Genomic DNA, 22629 nt, shown 5'->3' with positions numbered 1-22629 from the left:
TTAGCTCTGTTTGTGTTGTCACTGACAGTCTGATTCAGATGGGTTATTTTGTTGCATGATGGCAAGCCGGAACAGAAAAAAACCTGATTCTTAAACGATATTTTTCAAAAAATCTGTCCCCAGACAGTTCCTGCTTTTAGGGCTTGCTGGGGGCTTTTTTTCCTGCTAAAATAAACACATGACACGTTATAAAGCTATTATTTCCTATGATGGTTATGACTTTGCTGGTTTTCAGCGACAGCCCCATGCCAGAAGCGTTCAGGAAGAGATTGAAAAGACCCTGACCCGTATCAATAAAGGCCAGCCTGTGGTGATTCATGGAGCGGGCCGAACCGACAGCGGCGTCCATGCTCTGGGCCAGGTGCTGCATTTTGATTTACCAGAAGAGCGGGATGAAGAGAAATTGCGTTTTGCTTTGGATACACAGACGCCGGAAGATATTGATTTTATCAGGGTGGAGCAGGTGTCGGATGATTTTCATTCTCGCTACAATAAGCACAGCAAGACCTATGAATTTTTGGTGGACATCGGCCGGCCTAAAAATCCTATGATGCGCCATTATGCCACGCATTATCCATATCCTTTGGAGCTGGGTCTGATAGAAGAAGCGATTGCTCAGTTAGAGGGGACGCATGATTTTACTGGTTTTACGGCTTCGGGAACCAGCGTGGAAGACAAGGTTCGGACCATTACCGAGGCCAAGGTCCGCTATGATGCAGAGCGCAATTTTCTGGTCTTTACTTTTTCAGGCAATGGCTTTCTCTACAAGCAGATCCGCAATATGGTCGGCACTCTGCTCAAGATTGGCAATAAGCGCATGCCGGTAGAGCAGATTCAGAGGATTTTAGAGGAGAAAGACCGCTATTTGGCAGGGCCGACAGCCGGTCCAAACGGCCTCTATCTAAAGGAGATTCGTTATGAAGAATAAGTTGATTTTAGCCCTTTCGGGCAATGATATTTTCAGCGGCGGCGGGCTGCATGCTGATTTGGCTACCTATACGGTCAATGGTCTGCATGGTTTCGTAGCTGTGACTTGCCTGACGGCTATGACCGACAAGGGATTTGAGGTCATTCCAGTTGAGGAAGAGGTTTTTGCCCAGCAGTTAGCCAGTCTCAAGGATATTCCTTTTTCTGCTATTAAGATAGGACTTTTACCCAATCTGGAAATAGCAGAGCAGGCTTTGGCTTTTGTCAAGCAGCATGCGGATATACCAGTTGTGCTGGATCCTGTTCTGGTCTGCAAGGAAAATCATGACTTGGAAGTCAGTGCGCTGAGAGAAGAAATCATCAAGTTTTTCCCTCATGTCAGCATCATTACGCCAAATCTGGCAGAAGCTCAGCTATTGACCCAAAAAGAAATCAAAAGTCTGAAGGATATGCAGGCTGCAGCCAAGGAGCTCTATGATTTGGGAGCCAAGCATGTAGTGATAAAGGGTGGCAATCGCTTGAGCAAGGAGCGGGCGGTGGATGTTTACTATGACGGCCGAGAGTTTGAGGTCATTGAATCGCCAGTGCTGGCCAGCAACAATACCGGAGCGGGCTGCACATTTGCTTCCAGCATTGCCAGTCAGCTGCTTCTAGGCAAGTCTCCACTTGCAGCAGTTCAATTGTCTAAAGATTTTGTTTACCGAGCGATTCAGCGCTCAGATCAATATGGGGTAGTTCAGTATGAGAAATAATCAAGTTAAAAAATTAGTGTTCTTAGCTTTCATCACAGCACTGTCTGTGCTTTTGGGGAATTTTGTGAAAATCCCAACGGCGACTGGCTTTTTGACCTTGTTGGATGCAGGGATTTATTTTACTGCCTTCTACTTTGGCCGCAAGGAAGCGGCTATTGTCGGAGGCCTTTCAGGCTTTTTGATTGATATGATTGCCGGCTATCCCCAGTGGATGATTTTCAGCCTGATTTGCCACGGACTTCAAGGGTTCTTTGCTGGCTTTGAGGGCAAGAAACGCTACCTTGGGCTGGTCTTGGCTACAGTAGCTATGGTCGGTGGCTACGCCCTCTTTGACAGTATCATGAATGGCGTCGGAGCAGGTCTGGCTGGAATCTTGGGCAATTTTATGCAGAATGCATTTGGTTTAGCAGTCGGTTTTGCCCTTTACAAAGCCTTCCCAGAGAGTTTGAAAAAGACAGTCACAGTGAAATAAACGAGGTGAGACATGGACTTAGCTAAGATTGGAGCAGAAACTCGTCAGATTGTTCTAGATGTTTTGGACAAGGCTGCCTTGGTCGAGGGAGATATTTTTGTTCTGGGTCTATCCTCTAGTGAGGTTGTCGGAGGCCATATCGGTCAGAATTCCAGTCTGGAAGTTGGACAGGTTATTGTCAAAGCCATACTGGATATCTTAGAAGAGAAGGGTATCTTTCTAGCAGTTCAGGGATGTGAGCATCTCAACCGTGCCCTCGTAGTCGAAAGAGCCTTGGCAAACAAGAAGGATTTGGAAATTGTCAATGTTCTGCCTACTCTTCATGCTGGAGGCAGCGGTCAGCTAGCAGCTTTCCAATACATGAAGGATCCTGTCGAGGTGGAGTTTATTGTCGCTCAGGCGGGGCTGGACATTGGCGATACTGCCATCGGCATGCATGTCAAGCACGTGCAGATTCCTATCCGACCGATTCTCAAGGAGTTGGGGGCTGCTCATGTCACGGCTTTAGCCAGCCGTCCCAAGCTAATTGGCGGCGCCAGAGCGGCCTATATAGAGGATAAAATCAGGAAGGGATAAAAGGAAAAATAATTTTGAAAAAAACTCTAATTATGCTATAATGGGTTGTATTCAATAAATTTTAAGGAGAAATGACAGAATGTCTGTATCATTTGAAAACAAAGAAACAAATCGCGGTCTTTTGACTTTTAGCATCAGTCAAGAGAAAATCAAGCCTGCCTTGGACCGTGTATTTAACTCAGTAAAAAAAGATATTGCTGTACCAGGTTTCCGTAAAGGTCGCCTTCCACGTGCTATCTTCAACCAACGTTTTGGTGAAGAAGCCCTCTACCAAGATGCTTTGAACGCTCTTCTTCCAGAAGCATACGAAGCTGCTGTCAAAGAAGCAGGTATCGAAGTAGTTGCTCAGCCTCAGTTTGATGTCGAGTCTATGGAAAAAGGCCAAGACTGGGTCATCAAAGCTGAAGTAGTCACTAAGCCAGAAGTTAAGTTAGGTGCATACAAAGACTTGGAAGTAACTGTTGAAGCTACTAAAGAAGTGACTGACGCTGAAGTAGATGAGCGCATTGAGCGTGAGCGCAACAACTTGGCTGAGTTGGTTCTCAAAGAAGGTCCAGCAGCTGACGGTGATACAGTTGTGATTGACTTTGTTGGATCTGTTGACGGCGTTGAATTTGACGGCGGCAAGGGCGATAACTTCTCACTTGGACTTGGCAGCGGTCAATTCATCCCAGGATTTGAAGAGCAGTTGGTTGGCCACAGTGCAGGTGAAACAGTGGACGTTGTCGTAACCTTCCCAGAAGACTATCAAGCAGAAGACTTGGCAGGCAAGGAAGCTAAGTTTGTGACAACTATTCATGAAGTTAAAGAAAAAGAAGTTCCAGCATTGGACGATGAACTTGCAAAAGATATCGACGAAGAAGTTGAAACACTTGACGAGCTGAAAGAAAAGTACCGCAAAGAATTGTCAGAAGCTAAGGAAACAGCTTATAACGATGCGGTAGAAGCAGCAGCTATTGATCAAGCAGTAGCAAACGCGGAAATCGTTGACTTGCCAGCGGAAATGGTCCACGAAGAAGTACACCGTGCAGTTAATGAATTCTTGGGCAATATGCAACGCCAAGGAATCTCACCTGACATGTACTTCCAAATCACTGGTACTAGTCAGGAAGACCTGCACAAGCAATACGAAGCAGATGCTGAGTCACGCACTAAGACAAACCTTGTCGTAGAAGCTGTTGCTAAGGCAGAAGGTTTTGAAGCTAGCGCAGAAGAAATCGAAGCAGAAGTAACTTCATTGGCTACAGACTACAACATGGAAGTAGAACGTGTTCGTCAATTGCTGTCAGAAGACATGCTGAAACACGACATTGCTATCAAGAAAGCTGTTGAAGTGATTACAAGCACTGCGAAAGTGAAATAAATTTCATCATTCAAAATGAGATCATTTGAAACTAGTGTACAGATGCACTAGTTTCTTTTTGTACTTGTTCCGTGATTTTTCCTGGATTTTCTTTTGACGAAAATAGAAATTTATCGTACAATAGAAAGTAGCGAAAAATTGCAAGAGGGCGACAAGCCTTTACTTAATCTTAAAGGAGATCAACTTTGGAATTAGAAGTATTTGCTGGACAGGAAAAAAGTGAGCTTTCTATGATTGAAGTGGCGCGTGCCATTTTGGAAGCCCGCGGCCGCGACCATGAGATGTATTTTAATGATCTGGTCAATGAAATTCAAAACTATCTGGAAAAATCAAACAGTGAGATTCGTGATGCTCTGCCTTTATTCTACACAGAACTCAATGTAGACGGCAGCTTTATTCCGCTGGGAGATAATAAATGGGGCCTGCGTTCATGGTATGCTATCGACGAAGTGGATGAAGAAATCATCGCCTTGGAAGAGACTGATGAGGATGATGCACCTAAGAAACGCAAGAAGAAACGCGTTAATGCCTTTATGGATGGCGACGAGGATGCCATTGACTACAGCGATGACGATCCAGAAGATGAGGACGGCTACGAAGCAGATCCGGCTCTCTCATACGATGAGGAAAATCCAGACGATGAGAAGAACGAAGTGGAAGCTTACGATGCTGAAATCAACGAAATTGCTCCAGATGATCTAGGTGAAGAAGTCGAACTCAACGAAGAAGATGACGACTACTCTGATGAAGATACGGAGACCGAAGAGGAAGAATAAATCAACCAAAAGAAACAAGGGATTTCGTCCCTTGTTTCTTTTAATATTCCTTGAAATATAAGTTCGGAAGGTGTAGAATACTAATAAAATTTAATGAAGAAAAGATGGAGGTATGCTGCTATGAAATTTGTCATTGATAAGAGTCTGGGTGATTTAGGCATTAAGAGTGTTGTAATCGGGATTGCCAAGAATGTCAATCCGCAGGCAGAACTGTCTTCCTCATTTCTAAAAAAGAAAAAGGAAATGGAAGACTGGGCTCTGGCCTGTGACTTGGATGAGGTGCTTGAGTCGCCAGTGGTTCAAGGTTATATAGAAATACTCCAGCGCGTAGGTCGCAGTGTCAAGAAAAATCCTCCGACGGTTCCCGCGCTGATTCGCAATATCCAGCACCGAGGCTCGCTCCCTCATATTAATAGCATTATTGATATTTATAACGTTGAAGCCCTGCATTCCCTACTGGCTATTGGAGGGCATGATTTTGACAAGATTGAAGATCAGATAGAATTCACCGTAAGCCAAAAGGAAGATGTTTTTCTGCCTATTTTGTCCAAGGAGAAGCATGTTGCCAAGACGGACTATGTCTATCGGGATGCCAAGGGCATTTTGGCTTGGCTGGATGTTCGTGACAGTGAGTATTATAAGTTTGATGAAGAGACCAAGGATGCCATTTTCATCATTCAGGGGAATGCCAATACCTCTGTCGAAATGCGTCTGGAAGCCTTGGAACGAATCCGACACGATTTAGCAGAGTCTATGCCCGATTTAGAATTCGAAACACATGTCATCAGTATTGCTGAAAATGGATGAAAACCGAATGAAATCATTTGACAATTTTTTAGGTTTGCGATATGATACTGTTCGGGCACCTCTTTTAGAGGTCAGAGCTTCCTGTGTTCAGGGAGCTATTTTTCTTTTTCAGACAGATTATGGAAAATCCTCCTCTAGATAAGTTTCCAGCAACGACGTGGTTGCTGGAATGAATAGTTTTATGAAAAGGAGCACGTATGTCAACTAAATATATTTTTGTCACCGGCGGTGTGGTTTCTTCTATCGGGAAAGGGATTGTGACAGCCAGCTTGGGTCGGCTTTTGAAGAATCGCGGTCTCAAGGTTACAATTCAGAAATTTGACCCTTATATCAATATTGATCCCGGTACCATGAGCCCTTACCAGCATGGGGAAGTGTTTGTCACAGATGATGGAGCCGAGACGGATCTGGATCTGGGGCATTATGAGCGTTTTATTGACATTAATCTCAATAAATACTCCAATGTCACCACTGGTAAAATCTATAGCGAAGTCCTGCGCAAGGAGCGTAAAGGCGAGTATCTGGGGGCGACGGTCCAAGTCATTCCGCATATTACAGATGCTCTCAAGGACAAGATCAAGCGAGCAGCACGGACGACGGACTCGGATGTGATTATCACAGAGGTCGGTGGCACAGTGGGCGACATCGAGTCTCTTCCTTTTTTAGAAGCTTTGCGCCAGATGAAGTCGGACGTCGGAGCAGACAATGTCATGTATATCCATACGACCCTCCTGCCCTATCTCAAGGCGGCTGGCGAAATGAAGACCAAGCCGACTCAGCATTCTGTCAAAGAGCTGCGAGGTCTGGGGATTCAGCCTAATATGCTGGTCATCCGCACAGAGAAGCCGGCTGGACAAAATATCAAAAATAAGCTGGCTCAATTCTGTGATGTGGCGCCGGAGGCGGTCATTGAGTCGCTAGATGTGGAGCATCTTTACCAAATTCCTCTCAATTTGCAGGCGCAAAAGATGGACCAAATCGTCTGTGACCATCTGAAGCTGGATGTGTCGGCAGCGGATATGACTGAATGGTCAGCCATGGTAGAGAAAGTGATGAGTCTGGAAAAGCAGGTCCGTATTGCTCTGGTCGGCAAGTATGTCGAGTTGCCAGATGCCTATATTTCAGTTGTCGAAGCGCTCAAGCATGCCGGCTATGCCAATGATGCGGAGGTTAAGATTGACTGGATTGATGCGAATCAGGTAACTGCCGAAAACGCCGCAGAGCTTCTTGGAAGTGCGGATGGGATTATCGTTCCGGGCGGCTTTGGTCAGAGAGGAACTGAGGGTAAGATTCAGGCAATCCGATATGCACGTGAGCAGGATGTGCCTATGTTGGGCATTTGCTTGGGCATGCAGCTAACCTGTGTCGAATTCGCCCGTCACGTCCTAGGTCTGTCAGATGCTAACTCAGCGGAGCTCAATCCAGACACACCATTTCCGATTATTGACCTCATGCGAGATCAGATTGATGTCGAAGACTTGGGTGGAACGCTGAGATTGGGTCTCTATCCTTCTAAGCTTAAGAGTGGCTCTAAGGCAGCAGCAGCTTACGACCATCAAGAAGTCGTGCAGCGCCGTCACCGTCATCGCTATGAGTTTAACAATGCTTTTCGCGAGCAGTTTGAGGCAGCCGGATTTGTATTTTCAGGAGTTTCACCAGATAATCGCTTGGTCGAAATAGTAGAAATCCCAGAAAACAAATTCTTCGTTGCTTGTCAGTATCACCCAGAGCTTTCCAGCCGATCGAACCGACCTGAAGGTCTTTATACGGCATTTGTCACAGCAGCGGTAGAAAAGAGCTCGGATAGATAGACTTGCTTTGTCTAACCTAAGCGGCTTTTCTAGAGAAATGTTATAATGAATAGCAAAAGGAGGGAAGAAGATGTTTCTAAACATTTTAGCTAGTATTCGTACTAATAATTTTCAAGATGAGCATTGTATAGAAAAAATCCAAGCTCTCTGGCAGGAACAAGAGGGAGCTGTGAAAGAAGCTTTTGTCCAAGGGGAACCGGTCTATGCTGTCTATCATGACTATGCCAGTGATTACAAAGGAGACTACAGTCTCTCTATCTGCCGTTTGACAGATGAGGAAGTCTATGATTTTGACACATCCGAGCAGACCTATCAAGTTTTTGAAGCGGATAAGGAGGATCCTCAAGCGGTTCTTCATGCTTGGCAGAGGATTTGGGAGGCAGAAGAAACAGGTGAGCTTCATCGGGACTACACTATTGACTTTGAAAAATATGATCCCGACCAAACGGTGGCTGTCTTTGTTGCGACTCAGCAGCACTGAGTTTTCTGTGTTTCTGCCTTAGCTTCATTTTCGCTTAGATTTTTTAGATTTGTTGATTGAGTAGAAAGTTGATTTTTTGAAATAAAGTCAAAAATTTTCTTGACAAGCCTTAGCTGTCCTGTTATACTAGTAAGGTACTCAATCGCGGGGATGGCGGAATTGGCAGACGCGCAGGACTAAGGATCCTGTGACCGCTTTAGGTCGTGAGGGTTCAAGTCCCTCTCTCCGCATCAAGTAAGCTGGCTTCGGTCAGCTTTTTCTTTTTCCACTAGAGACGCTTAAAAAGGCTGAGTGTCTCCCTGTAATTCTTTAAAATTTCAGGAAAAACTAGCAATTTTAGTGAAAAAGTGATAAAATAAACAATGTAAGTGGTTTAACCACAAAAAATAAGAGGAGGCCTGATAAGAATGGCAATCGTTTCAGCAGAAAAATTTGTCCAAGCAGCTCGTGACAATGGTTACGCAGTTGGTGGATTCAACACAAACAACCTTGAGTGGACTCAAGCTATCTTGCGTGCGGCAGAAGCTAAGAAAGCACCAGTGCTTATTCAAACTTCAATGGGTGCTGCTAAATACATGGGTGGTTACAAAGTTGCTCGCAACTTGATCGCTAACCTTGTAGAATCAATGGGCATCACTGTACCAGTTGCGATTCACTTGGACCATGGTCACTACGAAGATGCACTTGAGTGTATCGAAGTTGGTTACACTTCTATCATGTTTGATGGTTCACACCTTCCAGTAGAAGAAAACCTTAAATTGGCTAAGGAAGTCGTTGAAAAAGCACACGCTAAAGGTATCTCAGTAGAAGCTGAAGTTGGTACTATCGGTGGTGAAGAAGACGGTATCATCGGTAAAGGTGAATTGGCTCCAATCGAAGACGCTAAAGCAATGGTTGAAACTGGAATCGACTTCTTGGCAGCTGGTATCGGTAACATCCACGGTCCATACCCAGCAAACTGGGAAGGTCTTGATCTTGACCACTTGAAGAAATTGACAGAAGCTCTTCCAGGCTTCCCAATCGTATTGCACGGTGGTTCAGGTATTCCTGATGACCAAATCCAAGCAGCTATCAAACTTGGTGTTGCGAAAGTTAACGTTAATACTGAATGCCAAATCGCATTCGCTAATGCAACTCGTGCATTCGCTCGCGACTACGAAGCAAACGAAGCAGAATACGACAAGAAGAAACTCTTCGACCCACGTAAATTCTTGGCTGACGGTGTAAAAGCCATCCAAGCATCAGTTGAAGAACGTATCGACGTATTCGGTTCAGAAGGTAAAGCTTAATCTAGCTTAACCATATAAAACAGAAACCTGCCCGTAAGGGTAGGTTTTTTTGTGTTTGCTTTTATAGAGAATATACTTAAGACTACTACATCCAAAGTTGCTAAACGAATGTAATTTTTTACAATGATTCTAAGACTACCCTTGGCGAACGAATATAACAGCTTTACGCCTGTTTTCAAAGGAAATCACTGTCTTTCCCAAAGTAAATTGGAACATCTAATTTTTAGGAATACAGAGTGGCTAAATGAATGATAGAACTTTCAAAAAATTTAATAGTTTAAAGCACTTAGCACCTGTTTATATTGATGAAACGGGATTCGATACTTATTTTTATCGAGAATACGGTCGCTCATTATAAGGTCAGTTAATAGGAGGTAAAGTGTCTGGAAGAAGATATCAGAGGATTTCTTTGGTTGCAGGTCTAACAAATAGTGAGTTAATCGCTCCAATGACTTACGAAGAGACGATGACGAGCGACTTTTTTGAAGCTTGGTTTCAGAAGTTTCTCCTACCAAAATTGAATACACCATCAGTTATTATTATGGATAATGCAAGATTCCATAGAATGGATAAGCTGGAGCTCTTATGTGAAGAGTTTGGGCATAAACTTTTACCTCTTCCTCCCTACTCACCTGAGTACAATCCTATTGAGAAAACATGAGCTCATATCAAAAAACACCTCAAAAAGGTATTATCAAGTTGTAATACTTTTTCGAGGCTCTTTTGTCTTGTTCTTGTTTCAATTGGCTATAGTGTTCACCATCTAAAGAATTACTTGATTGGTTAGAACAGGCAATAAATAAAATTGCAGATAGAGGCACTAAAAATAATGTGGCAAATTCTTACATTTGCTTACTCCATTTTTATTATATCAAGGTAATTTTACAAGTTTAAGACAGGTAATGCTGACAATCATTTTACTTTTTCGGGGAATATCCCTTTCTATGAAATAAAAGCCAAATCTGTTCTTGGAAAATTCACGGACCTATTGCTTTACTATGCTATCTTTAATTACACGAGACTCATTATATCTATTTATTCTTTCTTTCTCCATTAATTAATTCTAATTTTTCACTCTTTTGAATTGCTGATAACAATTTTTCCTATGGTTCGACCGGTTTCTAGAAGCCTGTGAGCCTCTTTAATGTTTATTGAATTCATTGGAGATAATCTTTTTGTAACCGTCGTTTTTAGCTCTCCATTATCAATCATATCTGCAATTTGATTAAGAATATAATGTTGACTAATCAAATCTTCTGTTTGCCACATTGATTTTGCAAACATAAATTCCCATGAAAAACTAACTGCTTTAGACTGTAGTGCAGACAAATTGACTTTTTCTTTAGTTTCGTCAATAGAACAGATATTTCCTTGAGGTTTAATAGCTTTTACCATAAAATCCCAATGCTTTTCAGTATTATTTAAACAGAAAATGTAATCAACTGTTGAGAATCCAATTTCATTAAGCTCTTTATCCATATCTTCAAAATGATTAATTACAAATTCAGCTCCATGCTCCAAAACCCACTTTTTACTTTCATCTCTGGAAGCAGTTCCAATAACAGTTAACCCAACATTATGAGCTAACTGACAAGCTATTGATCCTACTCCACCACTTGCTCCGATGATTAATATACTCTTAGTATAATTTTTGCTTTTATCAAATGGGATTTTTAATTTTTCAAATAAACCCTCATATGCTGTTAAGGAAGTTAAGGGTAAGGCCGCAGAATCTTCAAAAGATAAGGTATTTGGTTTTTTCCCAACAATACGCTCATCTACAAGTTGATATTCAGCATAGGACCCCGATTTTGTTAAATCTCCCGCATAGAATACCTCATCGCCAACAGAAAACAACTCGCAATCTTCCCCTACCTCTGAGACAATTCCTGAAGCATCCCATCCTAAGATTCTCGGGGATTCTTCGACTTTACTTTTTGGAGATCTAACTTTATAATCTACTGGATTTACTGAAATCGCTTTAACCTCAACAAGTAAGTTCTTTCCTTTAGCAAAAGGTTTATTTAACTCAACGTCTTCAAAACTTCTCTTATCATCAATAGGTAAATATCTGTATAATCCGACCCCTTTCATAGTTGCCATAGTTCAATTTCCTTTCCTTATTTTATTTGGTATAATGTTAATTATAGACAAATACTGCAAAATAACAATATTGAAGTTTTTGTAACTAGTGATATTTTAGTAACTTAAGATAGAAAGATGGGTAGATTATGGTAAGAAAAATTTATGATTGTGCTAATGGATGTCCAGTAGAAACCACTCTCCAAGTAATTTCTGGCAAATGGAAGTGCGTAATATTATTTCACTTATTAAATAATGAAATTTGTCGATTTGGCGAATTAGAAAAATTAATGCCCGGTTGTTCTAGAAGGATGTTAGCGTTGCAACTTAAAGAATTGGAGTTGGACAAAATTATTCATAAAGATATTTACTCTATCATGCCTCCGATAACAGAGTATACACTAACTGAACTTGGAAGAACTTTAGAACCAGTAGTAGTTGAAATGAATAGATGGGGAAATAAATATAATCAAATTTTATTTAAAAATGGTAACGAGCTTCCTGTTGATAAATAAATTTCTCTCAACACGACTAAATGCCCTCTAGTTTAATAAATTAATTGAAAAATATACTCTTTGAGAACAAATTCCTCATATTAAATTACAAATAATTAAGTATGATATATCTTTTGTCTATCCATAGATAAAGTATTATTAGATATCAAGCCAATAAACTTGTCAAAAGAGTCTGAGTTAGTAAGAAAAAATAAGCACATCCTTCTGCAATTTTATGGTATTAGAGTCTTACTATATACCATTTTAGAGAGGTCAAATTATGGCAATTGCTCCTTTTAAAAATTACGATTATGAATTAGTTTTATCTGATTTAATTGCAGATATATATTATTCAACTATCAGTATGGGAAGTAGGATAATATTACTCAGAAAATTGACAGAGTTATTAGTTCGCAAATTTTTGAACTTGGGAGCAGGAGAACCCATGAATCTGGGAGATATAACTACTCATGAGAAAAATGAAAAGTTTAAAGTAACAGAAAGGTATAAAAAGGTAGATAAACGACTAGTCAAGGATTTTGAAAAAACTATAGATAGGTTAAGAAAATTAGGCAATAAATACACTCATACAGCAAATATATCGAATGCTAATGTAGATGAATTGATTATAGCCGAAGACTCCATTTGGGATTTATTTTCTTATTTATTTGTACAATATTTTTTGAAATATAGTCTGAATTTAAAAACAGACAAAAATATCTTGACATTGTTCTCTGTTTTACCTCCTGAAATTAGATATCGAACTTTGAAAAAAATAATTGATATCATAGGGTATGATAATATTCAACTACTAGACAAGTTTCTTTTGTCTATCGTTAAGGCTAGAGGGATTGATGAAGCTAGATTTTGGCTATATAATAATAGTAAATTTCTTCAAGATGTAATTTATCCTTCAGAATCAGAAATTATCGAATATGAGGAGAATTTTTCTCAGAATGTTTTACCTCTTAAGCTAAGAAATCATTCTAATTGTTATAGTCTATTAGTATCCGTTCTGAATAACACTGATGTCCAATTGTCATCACATGGTTTTTATAGAGATTTCGAAGAAGCTGTAGTCGAATATAGAAAGCATGATTTAGATCTTTATTTATCTAGCACTAAAGAACAAAAGGTATTTAAAGATCTTATAAAATTCTGTTTTATAGGAAGAGTTCCAGTTTGTTAGTATGATTCATATTCACTGCAAAAAAAGCTTATTAAATATTCTCCAAATTTCTGCTGTCTATACTAGGATTTATGGCAAATTCAACCTAAGATTTTGCCCCTATTTTGCCACACTTTTTTAAGAACTAAAGGGAATAATGAAGCATATTTCTAATACAGTGTGGGTAGAAGAATACCTGAATATAGCTCTTTTTAGTGTATGAGGAAGTATAGTAAATAAATGATTTATGTTCAGAAGGTAAAGCTTAATCTAGCTGAACATTACAAAACAGAAACCTGCCCGCAAGGGTAGGTTTTTTGGTGTTTTAAGGAAACTATTAAACCAGAAGTTTGTATTAAAAGTATTATTTTAAGAGAGAAATTTTCAATTTCATGCTCTATAGGCAAACGCTTGCATTCTATTTTTTGTTGGACTATAATAGGTTGGTATAAAGCCTTCTGTAATAATAACCTTGAGAAGGTGTAGAAAGTAAGGATTTAGAATATTTGCAGTCAAAAATAAAATGTTGCTATTCCTTACGATAGGGGAGATAGATATGGCAATGATAGAAGTGGAGCATCTTCAGAAAAATTTTGTGAAGACTGTTAAGGAACCAGGTTTGAAGGGGGCTTTGCGCTCCTTTATTCATCCTGAAAAGCAGACCTTTGAAGCGGTCAAGGATTTGACTTTTGAGGTTCCAAAAGGACAGATTTTAGGCTTTATCGGGGCCAATGGTGCTGGAAAGTCAACAACCATTAAAATGCTGACAGGGATTTTGAAGCCGACATCTGGTTTGTGTCGGATTAATGGCAAGATTCCGCAGGACAATCGCCAAGATTATGTCAAGGATATTGGAGTGGTCTTCGGGCAACGAACCCAGCTATGGTGGGATTTGGCTCTGCAAGAGACCTACACGGTCTTGAAGGAGATTTACGATGTGCCTGACTCGCTTTTCCATAAGCGCATGGACTTTTTGAATGAAGTCTTGGATTTGAAGGAATTTATCAAGGATCCCGTGCGGACTCTGTCGCTTGGTCAACGAATGCGTGCGGACATTGCAGCTTCCTTGCTCCACAATCCCAAGGTTCTCTTTTTAGATGAGCCGACCATTGGTTTGGATGTTTCGGTCAAGGATAACATTCGCCGGGCCATCACCCAGATTAATCAGGAAGAAGAAACAACCATTCTCTTGACCACTCATGACTTGAGTGATATTGAGCAACTTTGTGATCGGATTTTTATGATTGACAAGGGGCAGGAGATTTTTGATGGAACGGTGAGCCAGCTCAAGGAAACCTTTGGCAAGATGAAGACTCTTTCCTTTGAACTGGTGCCAGGGCAAAGTCATCTCGACTCCCACTATGAAGGCCTACCTGATATGACCGTTGATAGACGAGGAAATAGCCTCAATATTGAATTTGATAGTTCCCGCTATCAGACGGCTGATATTATCAAGCAAACCTTGTCTGATTTTGAGATTCGCGATTTGAAGATGGTGGATACGGATATTGAAGATATTATCCGTCGCTTCTACCGAAAGGAGCTCTAAGATGGTCAAATTGTGGAGACGTTATAAACCCTTTATCAATGCAGGGATTCAGGAGTTGATTACCTATCGAGTAAACTTTATTCTCTATCGGATTGGCGATGTCATGGGGGCCTTTGTCGCTTTTTATCTTTGGAAGGCAGTCTTCGATTCCTCGCAAGAGTCTTTGATTCAGGGCTTCAGTATGGCGGATATCACCCTCTATATCATCATGAGTTTTGTGACTAATATTTTGACTAGGTCTGATAGTTCTTTTATGATTGGAGAGGAGGTCAAGGATGGCTCCATTATCATGCGCTTGCTGAGACCAGTTCATTTTGCGGCCTCTTATCTCTTCACCGAGCTTGGTTCCAAGTGGTTGATTTTTGTCAGCGTTGGACTTCCTTTCTTAAGTGTGATTGTTTTGATGAAAATCCTTTCTGGGCAAGGGATTGTAGAAGTGCTAGGACTAACTGTCCTTTATCTCTTTAGCTTAACGATAGCCTACCTGATTAACTTTTTCTTTAATATCTGTTTTGGATTTTCAGCTTTTGTGTTTAAAAATTTATGGGGCTCTAATCTGCTCAAGAATTCTCTGATTGCCTTTATGTCGGGGAGTTTGATTCCCTTGGTTTTCTTTCCTAAGATTGTTTCAAATATTCTGTCCTTTTTGCCTTTTTCATCCTTGATTTATACTCCGGTAATGATTATCGTTGGAAAATACAATACCAGTCAGATTCTACAGGCTCTTTTCCTGCAGTTGTTTTGGCTTATAGTGATGGTGGGCTTGTCTCAGTTGATTTGGAAAAGAGTCCAATCATTTATCACCATTCAAGGAGGTTAGTATGAAAAAATATCAGCGCATGCATCTGATTTTTATCAGACAATACATCAAGCAAATCATGGAATACAAGGTTGATTTTGTGGTTGGTGTTTTAGGTGTTTTCCTGACTCAAGGCTTGAACCTCTTGTTTCTCAATGTACTCTTTCAACACATTCCCTCGCTTGAAGGCTGGACCTTTCAAGAGATTGCCTTTATCTATGGTTTTTCCTTGATTCCCAAGGGATTGGACCATCTCTTTTTTGACAATCTCTGGGCACTGGGGCAACGCTTGGTGCGAAAAGGAGAGTTTGACAAATACCTGACTCGGCCTATCAATCCTCTCTTTCACATCCTAGTCGAGACTTTTCAGATTGATGCCTTGGGCGAACTTTTGGTTGGTGGGATCCTTCTGGCGACAACGGTCACCAGTATTAGCTGGACCTTTCCTAAATTTTTGCTTTTCCTAGTTTGTATTCCTTTTGCGACCTTGATTTATACTTCTTTGAAAATCGCGACAGCCAGTATCGCTTTTTGGACCAAGCAGTCAGGCGCCATGATTTACATTTTCTATATGTTCAATGATTTTGCCAAGTATCCGATTTCGATTTACCACTCGCTTATCCGTTGGTTGATTAGTTTTATCGTGCCTTTCGCCTTTACGGCCTACTATCCAGCTAGCTATTTCTTGCAGGACAAGAATGGACTCTTTAATATCGGTGGTTTGATTCTGACTTCTCTTATCTTCTTTGTCATTTCTTTGAAACTATGGGACAGAGGCTTAGACGCCTACGAGAGTGCAGGTTCGTAAGATAGAACATATGTTTAGTCCTAAAGCTTAAATCAAGAAAGGATTTTCAGATGATAGTAATTGAAGAAGTGAAGGAAGAAAAACAAAAGATGATAGTGGTTAGCGAAGTTTTGAAGGATCTACCAGAATGGTTTGGAATACCTGAAAGTACACGAGCTTACATTGAAGGAGCCAAGGATTTGCAAGTTTGGGCTGCCTATCAGGAGAGTGATTTGGCTGGCTTTGTAAGCTTATCATACTCTAGTGAAGATTGTGCTGAGATTGACTGCCTAGCTGTTAAAAAATTCTATCATAGAGCGGGAATTGGCAGTCAACTTCTAGAAGTTTTAGAAAAATCTGCTCGTCAAAAAGCATCCTATCTGCAAGTAAAAACGGTAGCACCAGGTCATTATCCTACTTACGACAGGACTAACGCTTTTTATCAGGCTCAGGGCTTTAAAAAGTTAGAAATCTTTCCTGAACTTTGGGATAAAAGCAACCCTTGTTTGATTTGGGTTAAAAAATTGTGAAATTTTCCCTTGACAAAAAAGCTCAAGATGCTAAAATAAAGGGGAAAGGCGCCGATTTAGCTCAGTTGGTAGAGCAACGCACTCGTAACGCGTAGGTCACAGGTTCGATCCCTGCAATCGGCATAAATAGGTCTTAGAAATCTTGTAAAAGCAAGGTTTCTTTTTTACTGGACAAGGTGTCAATTATAAAAGTTCGAATGCAAAGAGGTTAAAATATCTTTACATGGTGGAAAAATCAAGAAAATCAAAGAGAAATATGGTACAGTGAATTAGTATAAAAAGAAAGGAGTGGGTGTTTATGAAAAAACGACTACTATTTTTTTAATTTTACTAATTTCCATATTTATTGGGATAGGACAAGTCCGTGCTGATAGCAGTGACTCTGATAGTTTTTCAGATTCTAGTAGTTTCAGCTCGTCTAATGATTCAGATTCTGACGATGACACATCTGACGATGCTTCTTCCTCTGATTTGGGCAGCGGCCTGTCTGCTGATGCAGATGATTTAGGTCACTTCTCTTCGGATTCTGACGATAATACATCTGACGATGATGCTTCCTCTGATTTGGGCAGTGGCTTATCTGCTGATGCAGATGATTTAGGTCACTTCTCTTCGGATTCTGACGATGACACATCTGATGATGATTCTTCCTCTGATTTGGGCAGCGGTTTGACCGTTAATCCGGATAGTTTAGGTGACTTCGCTTCAGATATTCCAACTATTGATTCTTTGGATGCGTCAGCAAATGATGGTGATAATTTGACTAATCTGGGGAATATTTCTGCCCCAGTTTCTACAGAATCAAGCAATCCAACAACGAGCACAGATGAGATAATGGCGGGCACACCAGATGCAGCAGTAGCGACCGCTCCCACACCCCTTACGGATGCAACTAATTCTGTCACTACTACAGATGAAACGACGGCTTCCTCGACTCCTATAGATTCAGCTAATCAAACAACTGAGTCAGTAGACTCGGCAAGCTCTGATAAGCCTAATTTGGCAGACTCGGCAACTGAATCAAACACTGCGGCTTCCGCAGGCAATGGTTTGACAGCTAATCCGGACAGCTTAGGCAGTTTCGTTTCGGATAAACCAGCCGATAGAACTGGCTCCGAATCTTCTACCGACCTGGGCAGTGGTTTGACTGCAGATGCAGATAGTCTAGGTAGTTTTATCTCAGAATCAGATTCTACAACTGAGCCAGTAGGCTCGGCAGGCTCTGACAAGCCTAATTTGACAGATTCGGCAACTGAATCAAGCACTGCGGCTTCCGCAGGCAATGGTTTGACAGCTAATCCGGACAGCTTAGGCAGTTTCGTTTCGGATAAACCAGCCGATAGAACTGGCTCCGAATCTTCTGCTGACCTTGGCAGCGGTTTGACAGGTGATTCAAATGAAACTTTCAACGTTTTGGGAAACGATGCTTGGGGTAATTACTCTCCCTTGGAGGCTGATTACACTGTCTCTGCAACAAATACAACAAATACAGGAGAAAGAAGGAACCCTAATATGTGGGGGACAGAAACTGGCAAGCCTTTTTCTACTCCAACGACTGCTTTGGGTATTGTTGGAGAAGAAGTTTATGATGTATTTGATGGCACATTTGGAAAATTGGCTGGAGTGACGTTTACTGAGTTGGGAACATACGTGACTCCTGATCCTCAGCCAGTGCCTGAAGAAGTTCTAACCCCTATCGGATCTTTAAATTATAATATAGCACAAGGAACTTCTCCGGTTCTTGGAACAGGGGTGATTAGAACGAGCGAAACGGGTGCACGATACATCGGTATAATTGCTGATAATTTAACTCATAATGTAGCAAATAATGTCTACATTGGACTTACTGGAGAGACTTTATCAGGAACTGATGCTGTTCCTGATAGTTCTCCTCTGCCTGAATCTGTTGGTCGAATTGCTATTATTGCAAATAATATTGTTGGATCTAAAACAGATGTAGAGCCTTTAGATGTTGTTATCGGTACGACAGGTTATAATCCCATTACTGGAGAAAAAGAAGATCGCATTCCCTCGCTATTTGGAATAATTCAAGGAATGAGAGGGGGACAAAAGGAGGGCTCCGAAGGAGCTAGTAATAGTCAGAAAAAATAATCTTCTTTGACATCTTATCGAAAGACTAGGTTTCTATACTAAGATTTCAAAGCTGAACCAATAATTATTGAAAGGATTGAATTCTATATTGAACAGGATTCGGTCCTTTTAATTCGTTTTTTGTAGAAAACACTATAATCTACAGTAGCTTTTTCTAGTTCATAAAGCGAAAGATAATTTTTTTATATCCTACTTAAGAAGAAGTTAGAAGCATTAAGCTTATTTTTAGACAGTTGGAGTGATACACGCTTAGGTTTTTTATGGTTCGAAATCCAATATGTATCTTTACCAGGAATTTTTAGGTACTGCTTGATATTATTTTTATCACAAATTTAAGAGCAGCACTATATAACGCAAATTTTAGGAGTCACAAATTTGGGTTAATAAGAAAATTCCCTGCAGGGGGTATAAATAGGTCTTAGAAATCTTGTAAAAGCAAGGTTTCTTTTTTACTGGACAAGGTGTCAATTATATATGACATAATATTTCAAGGACTTTAAAATATTTTTACATGGCAAAAAACTCAGTAGCCTATAATAAAATTATGGTATATTAGAATAGTAAAAAAAGAAAGGAGGAGCATTTGTGAAGAAAAGACTAATGCTTTTGATTTTGTTGAGCGCTGTGTTTGTCCACGTTGGGCAGGTCCAGGCTTATGATGGTGGTTCAGGTTCCTCAGATTCTGGCGGTTTTGGCTCCAGTTCCTCGGACTCCGGTGGTTTCGGTTCAGATTCCTCGGACTCCGGTGGTTTCGGTTCAGATTCCTCGGACTCCGGTGGTTTCGGTTCAGATTCCTCGGACTCCGGTGGTTTCGGTTCAGGTTCCTCAGATTCCGGTGGTTTCGGTTCAGGTTCCTCAGATTCCGGTGGTTTTGGCTCCAGTTCCTCGGACTCTGGCGGTTTTGGCTCCAGTTCCTCGGACTCCGGTGGTTTCGGTTCAGGTTCCTCAGATTCCGGCGGTTTTGGCTCCAGTTCCTCGGATTCCAGCAGCTTTGGTTCAGGTTCCTCGGATTCCGACAGTTTCGGTTCAAGCTCCTCGGACTCCGGCAGCTTTGGTTCAGGTTCCTCGGATTCCGACAGTTTCGGTTCAAGCTCTTCAGACTCTGGAAGCTTTAGTTCCAGTTCTTTAGACTCCGGCAGTTTTGGTTCCAGTACCTCAGATTCCGGTGGTTTCAGCTCAAGCTCCTCGGATTCTGGTAGTTATGGCTCCTATACTTCAAATAGTGATAGTCTAGGTTTCTCAGATTCTGGAAGTTTCGGATCTTCTGATTCTAACAGTTTCGGTGGCTATTCTACTTCAGATAATGATAGTCTTGGAACCTCTACTTCAGATAGTAGCTTTGGCTCGTCAGATACTTCTGGGAATTGGTCAAGTATTGGCGACAACGACTTGTCAAATGGATCTGGAAGCTGGTCCAGTATTGGAGATGCCAGTTCGTCTAAGGATAACAGCGACTTTTCTAGCTTTGGTGATGCTATTTCATCGGGCAACAATTATAGTTCTGGAAGCTGGTCTAGCATTTCTGACAGCAATACAAGTTCTGCAGATTTGAGCACAGGGAATTGGACGAGCACCAACGATTCAGCTGCTAAGAAATCTTCCGAGATTTCTGACTCTTTTAGTGATTTTGATACAGGTGATTGGTCTCGAACATCTGATGCCTTGGCAGATAATGCTTCGTCAACCAGCAAGACAGTGAGTGACTTTACTTCAGGCGATTGGTCAAGAGTATCTGATTCATCAAGCGATAAATTTTCAACAAGTGGCTTGGGTCTGAACGACTTTACAGCAGGTGACTGGTCGCATGTATCAGATTTTAGCGACAATAAAACGTCAACAAGCGCTGCTTATAGTGATTTGGAGGTAGATAATTGGTCTAGAATCAATGATTCTTTCAACAATTCGGCTTCGTCAACTATCACAGCAACAGATGATTTTACAACAGGAGACTGGACTCGTGTAACCGATGCGCTTGGAAGCCAGTTTTCCAACAAAAGGAACTCTCTAAGTGATTTGGCACTTGGTGATTGGGCTAGTGTTCAGGATGCTGCATCAAGAACAGCAAGTCTCTCTCCATTGGAGGGTGAATATACTCTTTCTGCAACAAAACCTACAGAGGACTTTGTTAGCACGTCACCAGTAAATCAATGGTCTGGCTTTAATCCAGTCGAGGGTGATTGGAAGCAGATTGATATCTCTGAGAAGTCAAAAACTGTTAACACCCCAACGATGTCAGAGGCTTTGGCTGATTGGGCAGGCTTCAAGCAGACAACCACGAGCAAGGAAGGACTCCCAGGCTTTGCTTTAGACTATGCATCCTCTCTGTCAGCAACAGGAAAAAATCAATTGCCGGGTTCGTTTTTAGACGGAGATTGGCAATGGGTCAGCGAAAGTAAGCCCACTTCAACCCTTTTTAACAATCCTTTAGCTACAGAGGACGTACTCACTAACCAAACTCTTCCAACGACGGTTGACTTAGGCTTATCTCAAACTTTTAGTCGAACACCAGAAGACTACTATCAAGCAGGTGCGATGTTTGCAGGGCCGGGTGCTACTTACCACAGAATGACCTCGGATCCCAAAGCGTTATCTGAAAGATTTCAATACGAGTTTAACAGGGATATAAATAATTACAGAAATGCTATGAATAAATCTGCTAAACAGCATTTGACAAATGATTTTGAAGTCAAAGATGATAGACGTTTCAAAGACTTAGGTTATGTTGGAGCTGCGATAGATAACATGGCAGCTAGCTCATCCTCTAGACTTGCAGCGATTCGAGCCTCTTCTAATGAGTTAGCATATTTAGGTGTGGTAGGTGGAAATCTCGCATTAGATGGGGCAACTGCTGTAGTAAATAATGTTAATAAATTTGCAGACAAACCAGGAGTTGGCTCTACTTCAAGAATGCTTAGTATTGGTTTAAATGCTGCAAATGGCTTGCCCCCTACTGCTGTTGATATGAGGGATATGGCTGCTATTATGGCGGAGAAGGAGAAAAAGACAGAGCCTAGTCCAGGTTATCATAAACTAAAACAAGAAGTTTATAAAGCGTTTCAAGATAGGGATACTAAAAAACTGAGTAAAATATCTAACGAAATCGAGAAGCAAATTGGGGACTATTTTGATCCACTGACAAATGGTATTAAAAGAGACTTCTTTAAAACCCCAGCGTCAGAAAAAGAGGCAAAGAAGGCGGCCAAAGAGACGACTGCTGTTGGCGGATTTAGTTTATATCCAGAGAAGTTTAATAAATATGTAGAAGGTAAGAAAAAAGACTTAGACACTTTTATTGAAAATTCAACCAAAAAGAAATCAACAGACAGTGAAAACATGAAAATGCTTAAAAATGCTGGCTATGCGATAGGAACATTTGCGTCTTCAAGAGGGAAGAAAGCAATAGATCAAGTCACTAAGTCTGCAAGAGCTATTACCAAAGTTGCAGATAAGCAAGAAGTTCAAGATGCTGCTCTATTGCTAAGCACAGGATTTAACTACTCACAAGGCATTCCTTATAGTCCAGAAGCCAAGATGGTTGAAAATGAAGCGTTAGAACGAATGTCTAATCGATGGAATTCTTTCAAAGCATACATGACAGAATTTGGTAAAGCATGGGAAGAAAGGGACGCAGTTAAGAGTGCTAATATGATGAAAGATATTTATAGAACTACTACAGATTATATAGGTGACTTTAAAGGAGCTGCAGGAGGAGCGAAAAAAGCTGGGAAAGCCCTAACGACTCCAATAGATAAAATCAGAAATTTTGGTAAGTCTAAAACTGACTCTAAACAATCTGTATCTAAGACTTCCACTCCGTCATCAAAAGCCTCTAAAAACAAGAAAAACTAATTCCT

General features: G+C 41.0%; 21 protein-coding genes, 2 tRNA genes and 1 pseudogene. 23 read left to right on the top strand and 1 reads right to left on the bottom strand.

The genetic code is table 11. The features are described 5' to 3' along the window. Nucleotides 1-178: 178 nt before the first annotated feature. From truA to HMPREF9389_RS11460, 12 genes and pseudogenes are all read left to right on the top strand, one after another. On the top strand, nt 179-928 hold the full coding sequence (gene truA / locus HMPREF9389_RS10395) for a tRNA pseudouridine(38-40) synthase TruA (RefSeq protein ID WP_002927769.1): 750 nt from the start codon (nt 179-181) through the stop codon (nt 926-928). Then, nucleotides 918-1679, top strand: a complete 762-nt coding sequence (locus HMPREF9389_RS10400; protein WP_002927767.1) for a bifunctional hydroxymethylpyrimidine kinase/phosphomethylpyrimidine kinase — start codon at nt 918-920, stop codon at nt 1677-1679. Before truA ends, HMPREF9389_RS10400 begins: the two co-directional genes overlap by 11 nt. Further along, nucleotides 1669-2151, top strand: a complete 483-nt coding sequence (locus HMPREF9389_RS10405) for an ECF transporter S component (protein WP_002927765.1) — start codon at nt 1669-1671, stop codon at nt 2149-2151. The genes HMPREF9389_RS10400 and HMPREF9389_RS10405 overlap by 11 nt, the downstream gene beginning before the upstream one ends. A 12-nt stretch (nt 2152-2163) precedes the next feature. Next, nucleotides 2164-2727 (top strand): TIGR01440 family protein, encoded by a 564-nt coding sequence (locus HMPREF9389_RS10410; RefSeq protein WP_002927754.1) that lies wholly within the window; start codon nt 2164-2166, stop codon nt 2725-2727. A 79-nt stretch (nt 2728-2806) separates the two neighbouring features. After that, the gene (tig, locus tag HMPREF9389_RS10415; RefSeq protein WP_002927751.1) at nt 2807-4090 is read left to right on the top strand and encodes a trigger factor; all 1284 of its coding nucleotides are present in this window, start codon (nt 2807-2809) and stop codon (nt 4088-4090) included. A 185-nt stretch (nt 4091-4275) separates the two neighbouring features. After that, nucleotides 4276-4866, top strand: coding sequence for a DNA-directed RNA polymerase subunit delta (gene rpoE / locus HMPREF9389_RS10420; protein WP_002898937.1), 591 nt, complete (start codon nt 4276-4278; stop codon nt 4864-4866). Nucleotides 4867-4986: 120 nt separating this feature from the next. Beyond that, entirely contained in the window at nt 4987-5673 is a 687-nt protein-coding gene (locus HMPREF9389_RS10425; RefSeq protein WP_032906129.1) for a B3/4 domain-containing protein, read from the top strand. Between the two features lie 197 nt (nt 5674-5870). After that, on the top strand, nt 5871-7484 hold the full coding sequence (locus tag HMPREF9389_RS10430) for a CTP synthase (protein ID WP_002927741.1): 1614 nt from the start codon (nt 5871-5873) through the stop codon (nt 7482-7484). Nucleotides 7485-7554: 70 nt separating this feature from the next. Then, nucleotides 7555-7965 (top strand): GyrI-like domain-containing protein, encoded by a 411-nt coding sequence (locus HMPREF9389_RS10435; RefSeq protein ID WP_002927738.1) that lies wholly within the window; start codon nt 7555-7557, stop codon nt 7963-7965. Nucleotides 7966-8109: 144 nt separating this feature from the next. Next, nucleotides 8110-8195, top strand: a tRNA-Leu gene (locus HMPREF9389_RS10440). Between the two features lie 177 nt (nt 8196-8372). After that, nucleotides 8373-9254, top strand: a complete 882-nt coding sequence (locus HMPREF9389_RS10445; RefSeq protein WP_002902377.1) for a class II fructose-bisphosphate aldolase — start codon at nt 8373-8375, stop codon at nt 9252-9254. Nucleotides 9255-9516: 262 nt separating this feature from the next. Next, nucleotides 9517-10007, top strand: a pseudogene (locus tag HMPREF9389_RS11460) (transposase); the annotation flags it as partial. A 318-nt stretch (nt 10008-10325) separates the two neighbouring features. Here the strand turns inward: HMPREF9389_RS11460 and HMPREF9389_RS10450 are convergent. After that, complete coding sequence (locus HMPREF9389_RS10450; RefSeq protein WP_002927733.1) at nt 10326-11357, bottom strand: zinc-binding alcohol dehydrogenase family protein; 1032 nt, start codon at nt 11355-11357, stop codon at nt 10326-10328. 128 nt (nt 11358-11485) lie between these two features. Between HMPREF9389_RS10450 and HMPREF9389_RS10455 the strand changes: the two genes are divergently transcribed. The 11 genes from HMPREF9389_RS10455 to HMPREF9389_RS12190 all read left to right on the top strand — a co-directional run bounded on the left by HMPREF9389_RS10455 (nt 11486) and on the right by HMPREF9389_RS12190 (nt 22624). Beyond that, nucleotides 11486-11851, top strand: coding sequence for a winged helix-turn-helix transcriptional regulator (locus HMPREF9389_RS10455; RefSeq protein WP_002927730.1), 366 nt, complete (start codon nt 11486-11488; stop codon nt 11849-11851). A 259-nt stretch (nt 11852-12110) separates the two neighbouring features. Continuing rightward, nucleotides 12111-13019: a hypothetical protein gene (locus HMPREF9389_RS10460; RefSeq protein ID WP_002927724.1), complete on the top strand. Its 909-nt coding sequence runs from the start codon at nt 12111-12113 to the stop codon at nt 13017-13019. 535 nt (nt 13020-13554) lie between these two features. After that, a complete protein-coding gene (locus tag HMPREF9389_RS10465) occupies nt 13555-14547 on the top strand; it encodes an ABC transporter ATP-binding protein (protein WP_032906125.1) in 993 nt (330 codons plus the stop codon). A gap of 1 nt (nt 14548) precedes the next feature. Next, the gene (locus HMPREF9389_RS10470; protein ID WP_002927722.1) at nt 14549-15367 is read left to right on the top strand and encodes an ABC transporter permease; all 819 of its coding nucleotides are present in this window, start codon (nt 14549-14551) and stop codon (nt 15365-15367) included. A gap of 1 nt (nt 15368) precedes the next feature. Then, nucleotides 15369-16154, top strand: a complete 786-nt coding sequence (locus HMPREF9389_RS10475) for an ABC transporter permease (RefSeq protein WP_002920174.1) — start codon at nt 15369-15371, stop codon at nt 16152-16154. A gap of 50 nt (nt 16155-16204) precedes the next feature. Next, the gene (locus HMPREF9389_RS10480) at nt 16205-16663 is read left to right on the top strand and encodes a GNAT family N-acetyltransferase (RefSeq protein WP_002893679.1); all 459 of its coding nucleotides are present in this window, start codon (nt 16205-16207) and stop codon (nt 16661-16663) included. Between the two features lie 50 nt (nt 16664-16713). Continuing rightward, nucleotides 16714-16786 (top strand) — tRNA-Thr (locus HMPREF9389_RS10485). 348 nt (nt 16787-17134) lie between these two features. Next, on the top strand, nt 17135-18775 hold the full coding sequence (locus tag HMPREF9389_RS10490) for a hypothetical protein (protein ID WP_235787850.1): 1641 nt from the start codon (nt 17135-17137) through the stop codon (nt 18773-18775). A gap of 655 nt (nt 18776-19430) precedes the next feature. Next, the gene (locus tag HMPREF9389_RS12065; protein ID WP_032906121.1) at nt 19431-19904 is read left to right on the top strand and encodes a hypothetical protein; all 474 of its coding nucleotides are present in this window, start codon (nt 19431-19433) and stop codon (nt 19902-19904) included. A 210-nt stretch (nt 19905-20114) separates the two neighbouring features. After that, complete coding sequence (locus tag HMPREF9389_RS12060) at nt 20115-20327, top strand: hypothetical protein (RefSeq protein ID WP_235787849.1); 213 nt, start codon at nt 20115-20117, stop codon at nt 20325-20327. Beyond that, nucleotides 20324-22624: a hypothetical protein gene (locus HMPREF9389_RS12190; RefSeq protein ID WP_002927713.1), complete on the top strand. Its 2301-nt coding sequence runs from the start codon at nt 20324-20326 to the stop codon at nt 22622-22624. Before HMPREF9389_RS12060 ends, HMPREF9389_RS12190 begins: the two co-directional genes overlap by 4 nt. Nucleotides 22625-22629 lie beyond the last annotated feature (5 nt).

The sequence above is a fragment of the Streptococcus sanguinis SK355 genome, assembly GCF_000212855.1.
Taxonomy (GTDB): Bacteria; Bacillota; Bacilli; order Lactobacillales; family Streptococcaceae; genus Streptococcus; species Streptococcus sanguinis_A.
This window is presented reverse-complemented; position numbering and strand designations above follow the sequence as displayed.

Coding starts and splice junctions, on each gene's coding strand:
- truA (WP_002927769.1), top strand. CDS start 179: ATGACACGTTATAAAGCTATTATTTCCTATGATGGTTATGACTTTGCT.
- HMPREF9389_RS10400 (WP_002927767.1), top strand. CDS start 918: ATGAAGAATAAGTTGATTTTAGCCCTTTCGGGCAATGATATTTTCAGC.
- HMPREF9389_RS10405 (WP_002927765.1), top strand. CDS start 1,669: ATGAGAAATAATCAAGTTAAAAAATTAGTGTTCTTAGCTTTCATCACA.
- HMPREF9389_RS10410 (WP_002927754.1), top strand. CDS start 2,164: ATGGACTTAGCTAAGATTGGAGCAGAAACTCGTCAGATTGTTCTAGAT.
- tig (WP_002927751.1), top strand. CDS start 2,807: ATGTCTGTATCATTTGAAAACAAAGAAACAAATCGCGGTCTTTTGACT.
- HMPREF9389_RS10425 (WP_032906129.1), top strand. CDS start 4,987: ATGAAATTTGTCATTGATAAGAGTCTGGGTGATTTAGGCATTAAGAGT.
- HMPREF9389_RS10430 (WP_002927741.1), top strand. CDS start 5,871: ATGTCAACTAAATATATTTTTGTCACCGGCGGTGTGGTTTCTTCTATC.
- HMPREF9389_RS10435 (WP_002927738.1), top strand. CDS start 7,555: ATGTTTCTAAACATTTTAGCTAGTATTCGTACTAATAATTTTCAAGAT.
- HMPREF9389_RS10445 (WP_002902377.1), top strand. CDS start 8,373: ATGGCAATCGTTTCAGCAGAAAAATTTGTCCAAGCAGCTCGTGACAAT.
- HMPREF9389_RS10450 (WP_002927733.1), bottom strand. CDS start 11,357: ATGGCAACTATGAAAGGGGTCGGATTATACAGATATTTACCTATTGAT.
- HMPREF9389_RS10455 (WP_002927730.1), top strand. CDS start 11,486: ATGGTAAGAAAAATTTATGATTGTGCTAATGGATGTCCAGTAGAAACC.
- HMPREF9389_RS10460 (WP_002927724.1), top strand. CDS start 12,111: ATGGCAATTGCTCCTTTTAAAAATTACGATTATGAATTAGTTTTATCT.
- HMPREF9389_RS10465 (WP_032906125.1), top strand. CDS start 13,555: ATGGCAATGATAGAAGTGGAGCATCTTCAGAAAAATTTTGTGAAGACT.
- HMPREF9389_RS10470 (WP_002927722.1), top strand. CDS start 14,549: ATGGTCAAATTGTGGAGACGTTATAAACCCTTTATCAATGCAGGGATT.
- HMPREF9389_RS10475 (WP_002920174.1), top strand. CDS start 15,369: ATGAAAAAATATCAGCGCATGCATCTGATTTTTATCAGACAATACATC.
- HMPREF9389_RS10480 (WP_002893679.1), top strand. CDS start 16,205: ATGATAGTAATTGAAGAAGTGAAGGAAGAAAAACAAAAGATGATAGTG.
- HMPREF9389_RS12065 (WP_032906121.1), top strand. CDS start 19,431: ATGATGGTGGTTCAGGTTCCTCAGATTCTGGCGGTTTTGGCTCCAGTT.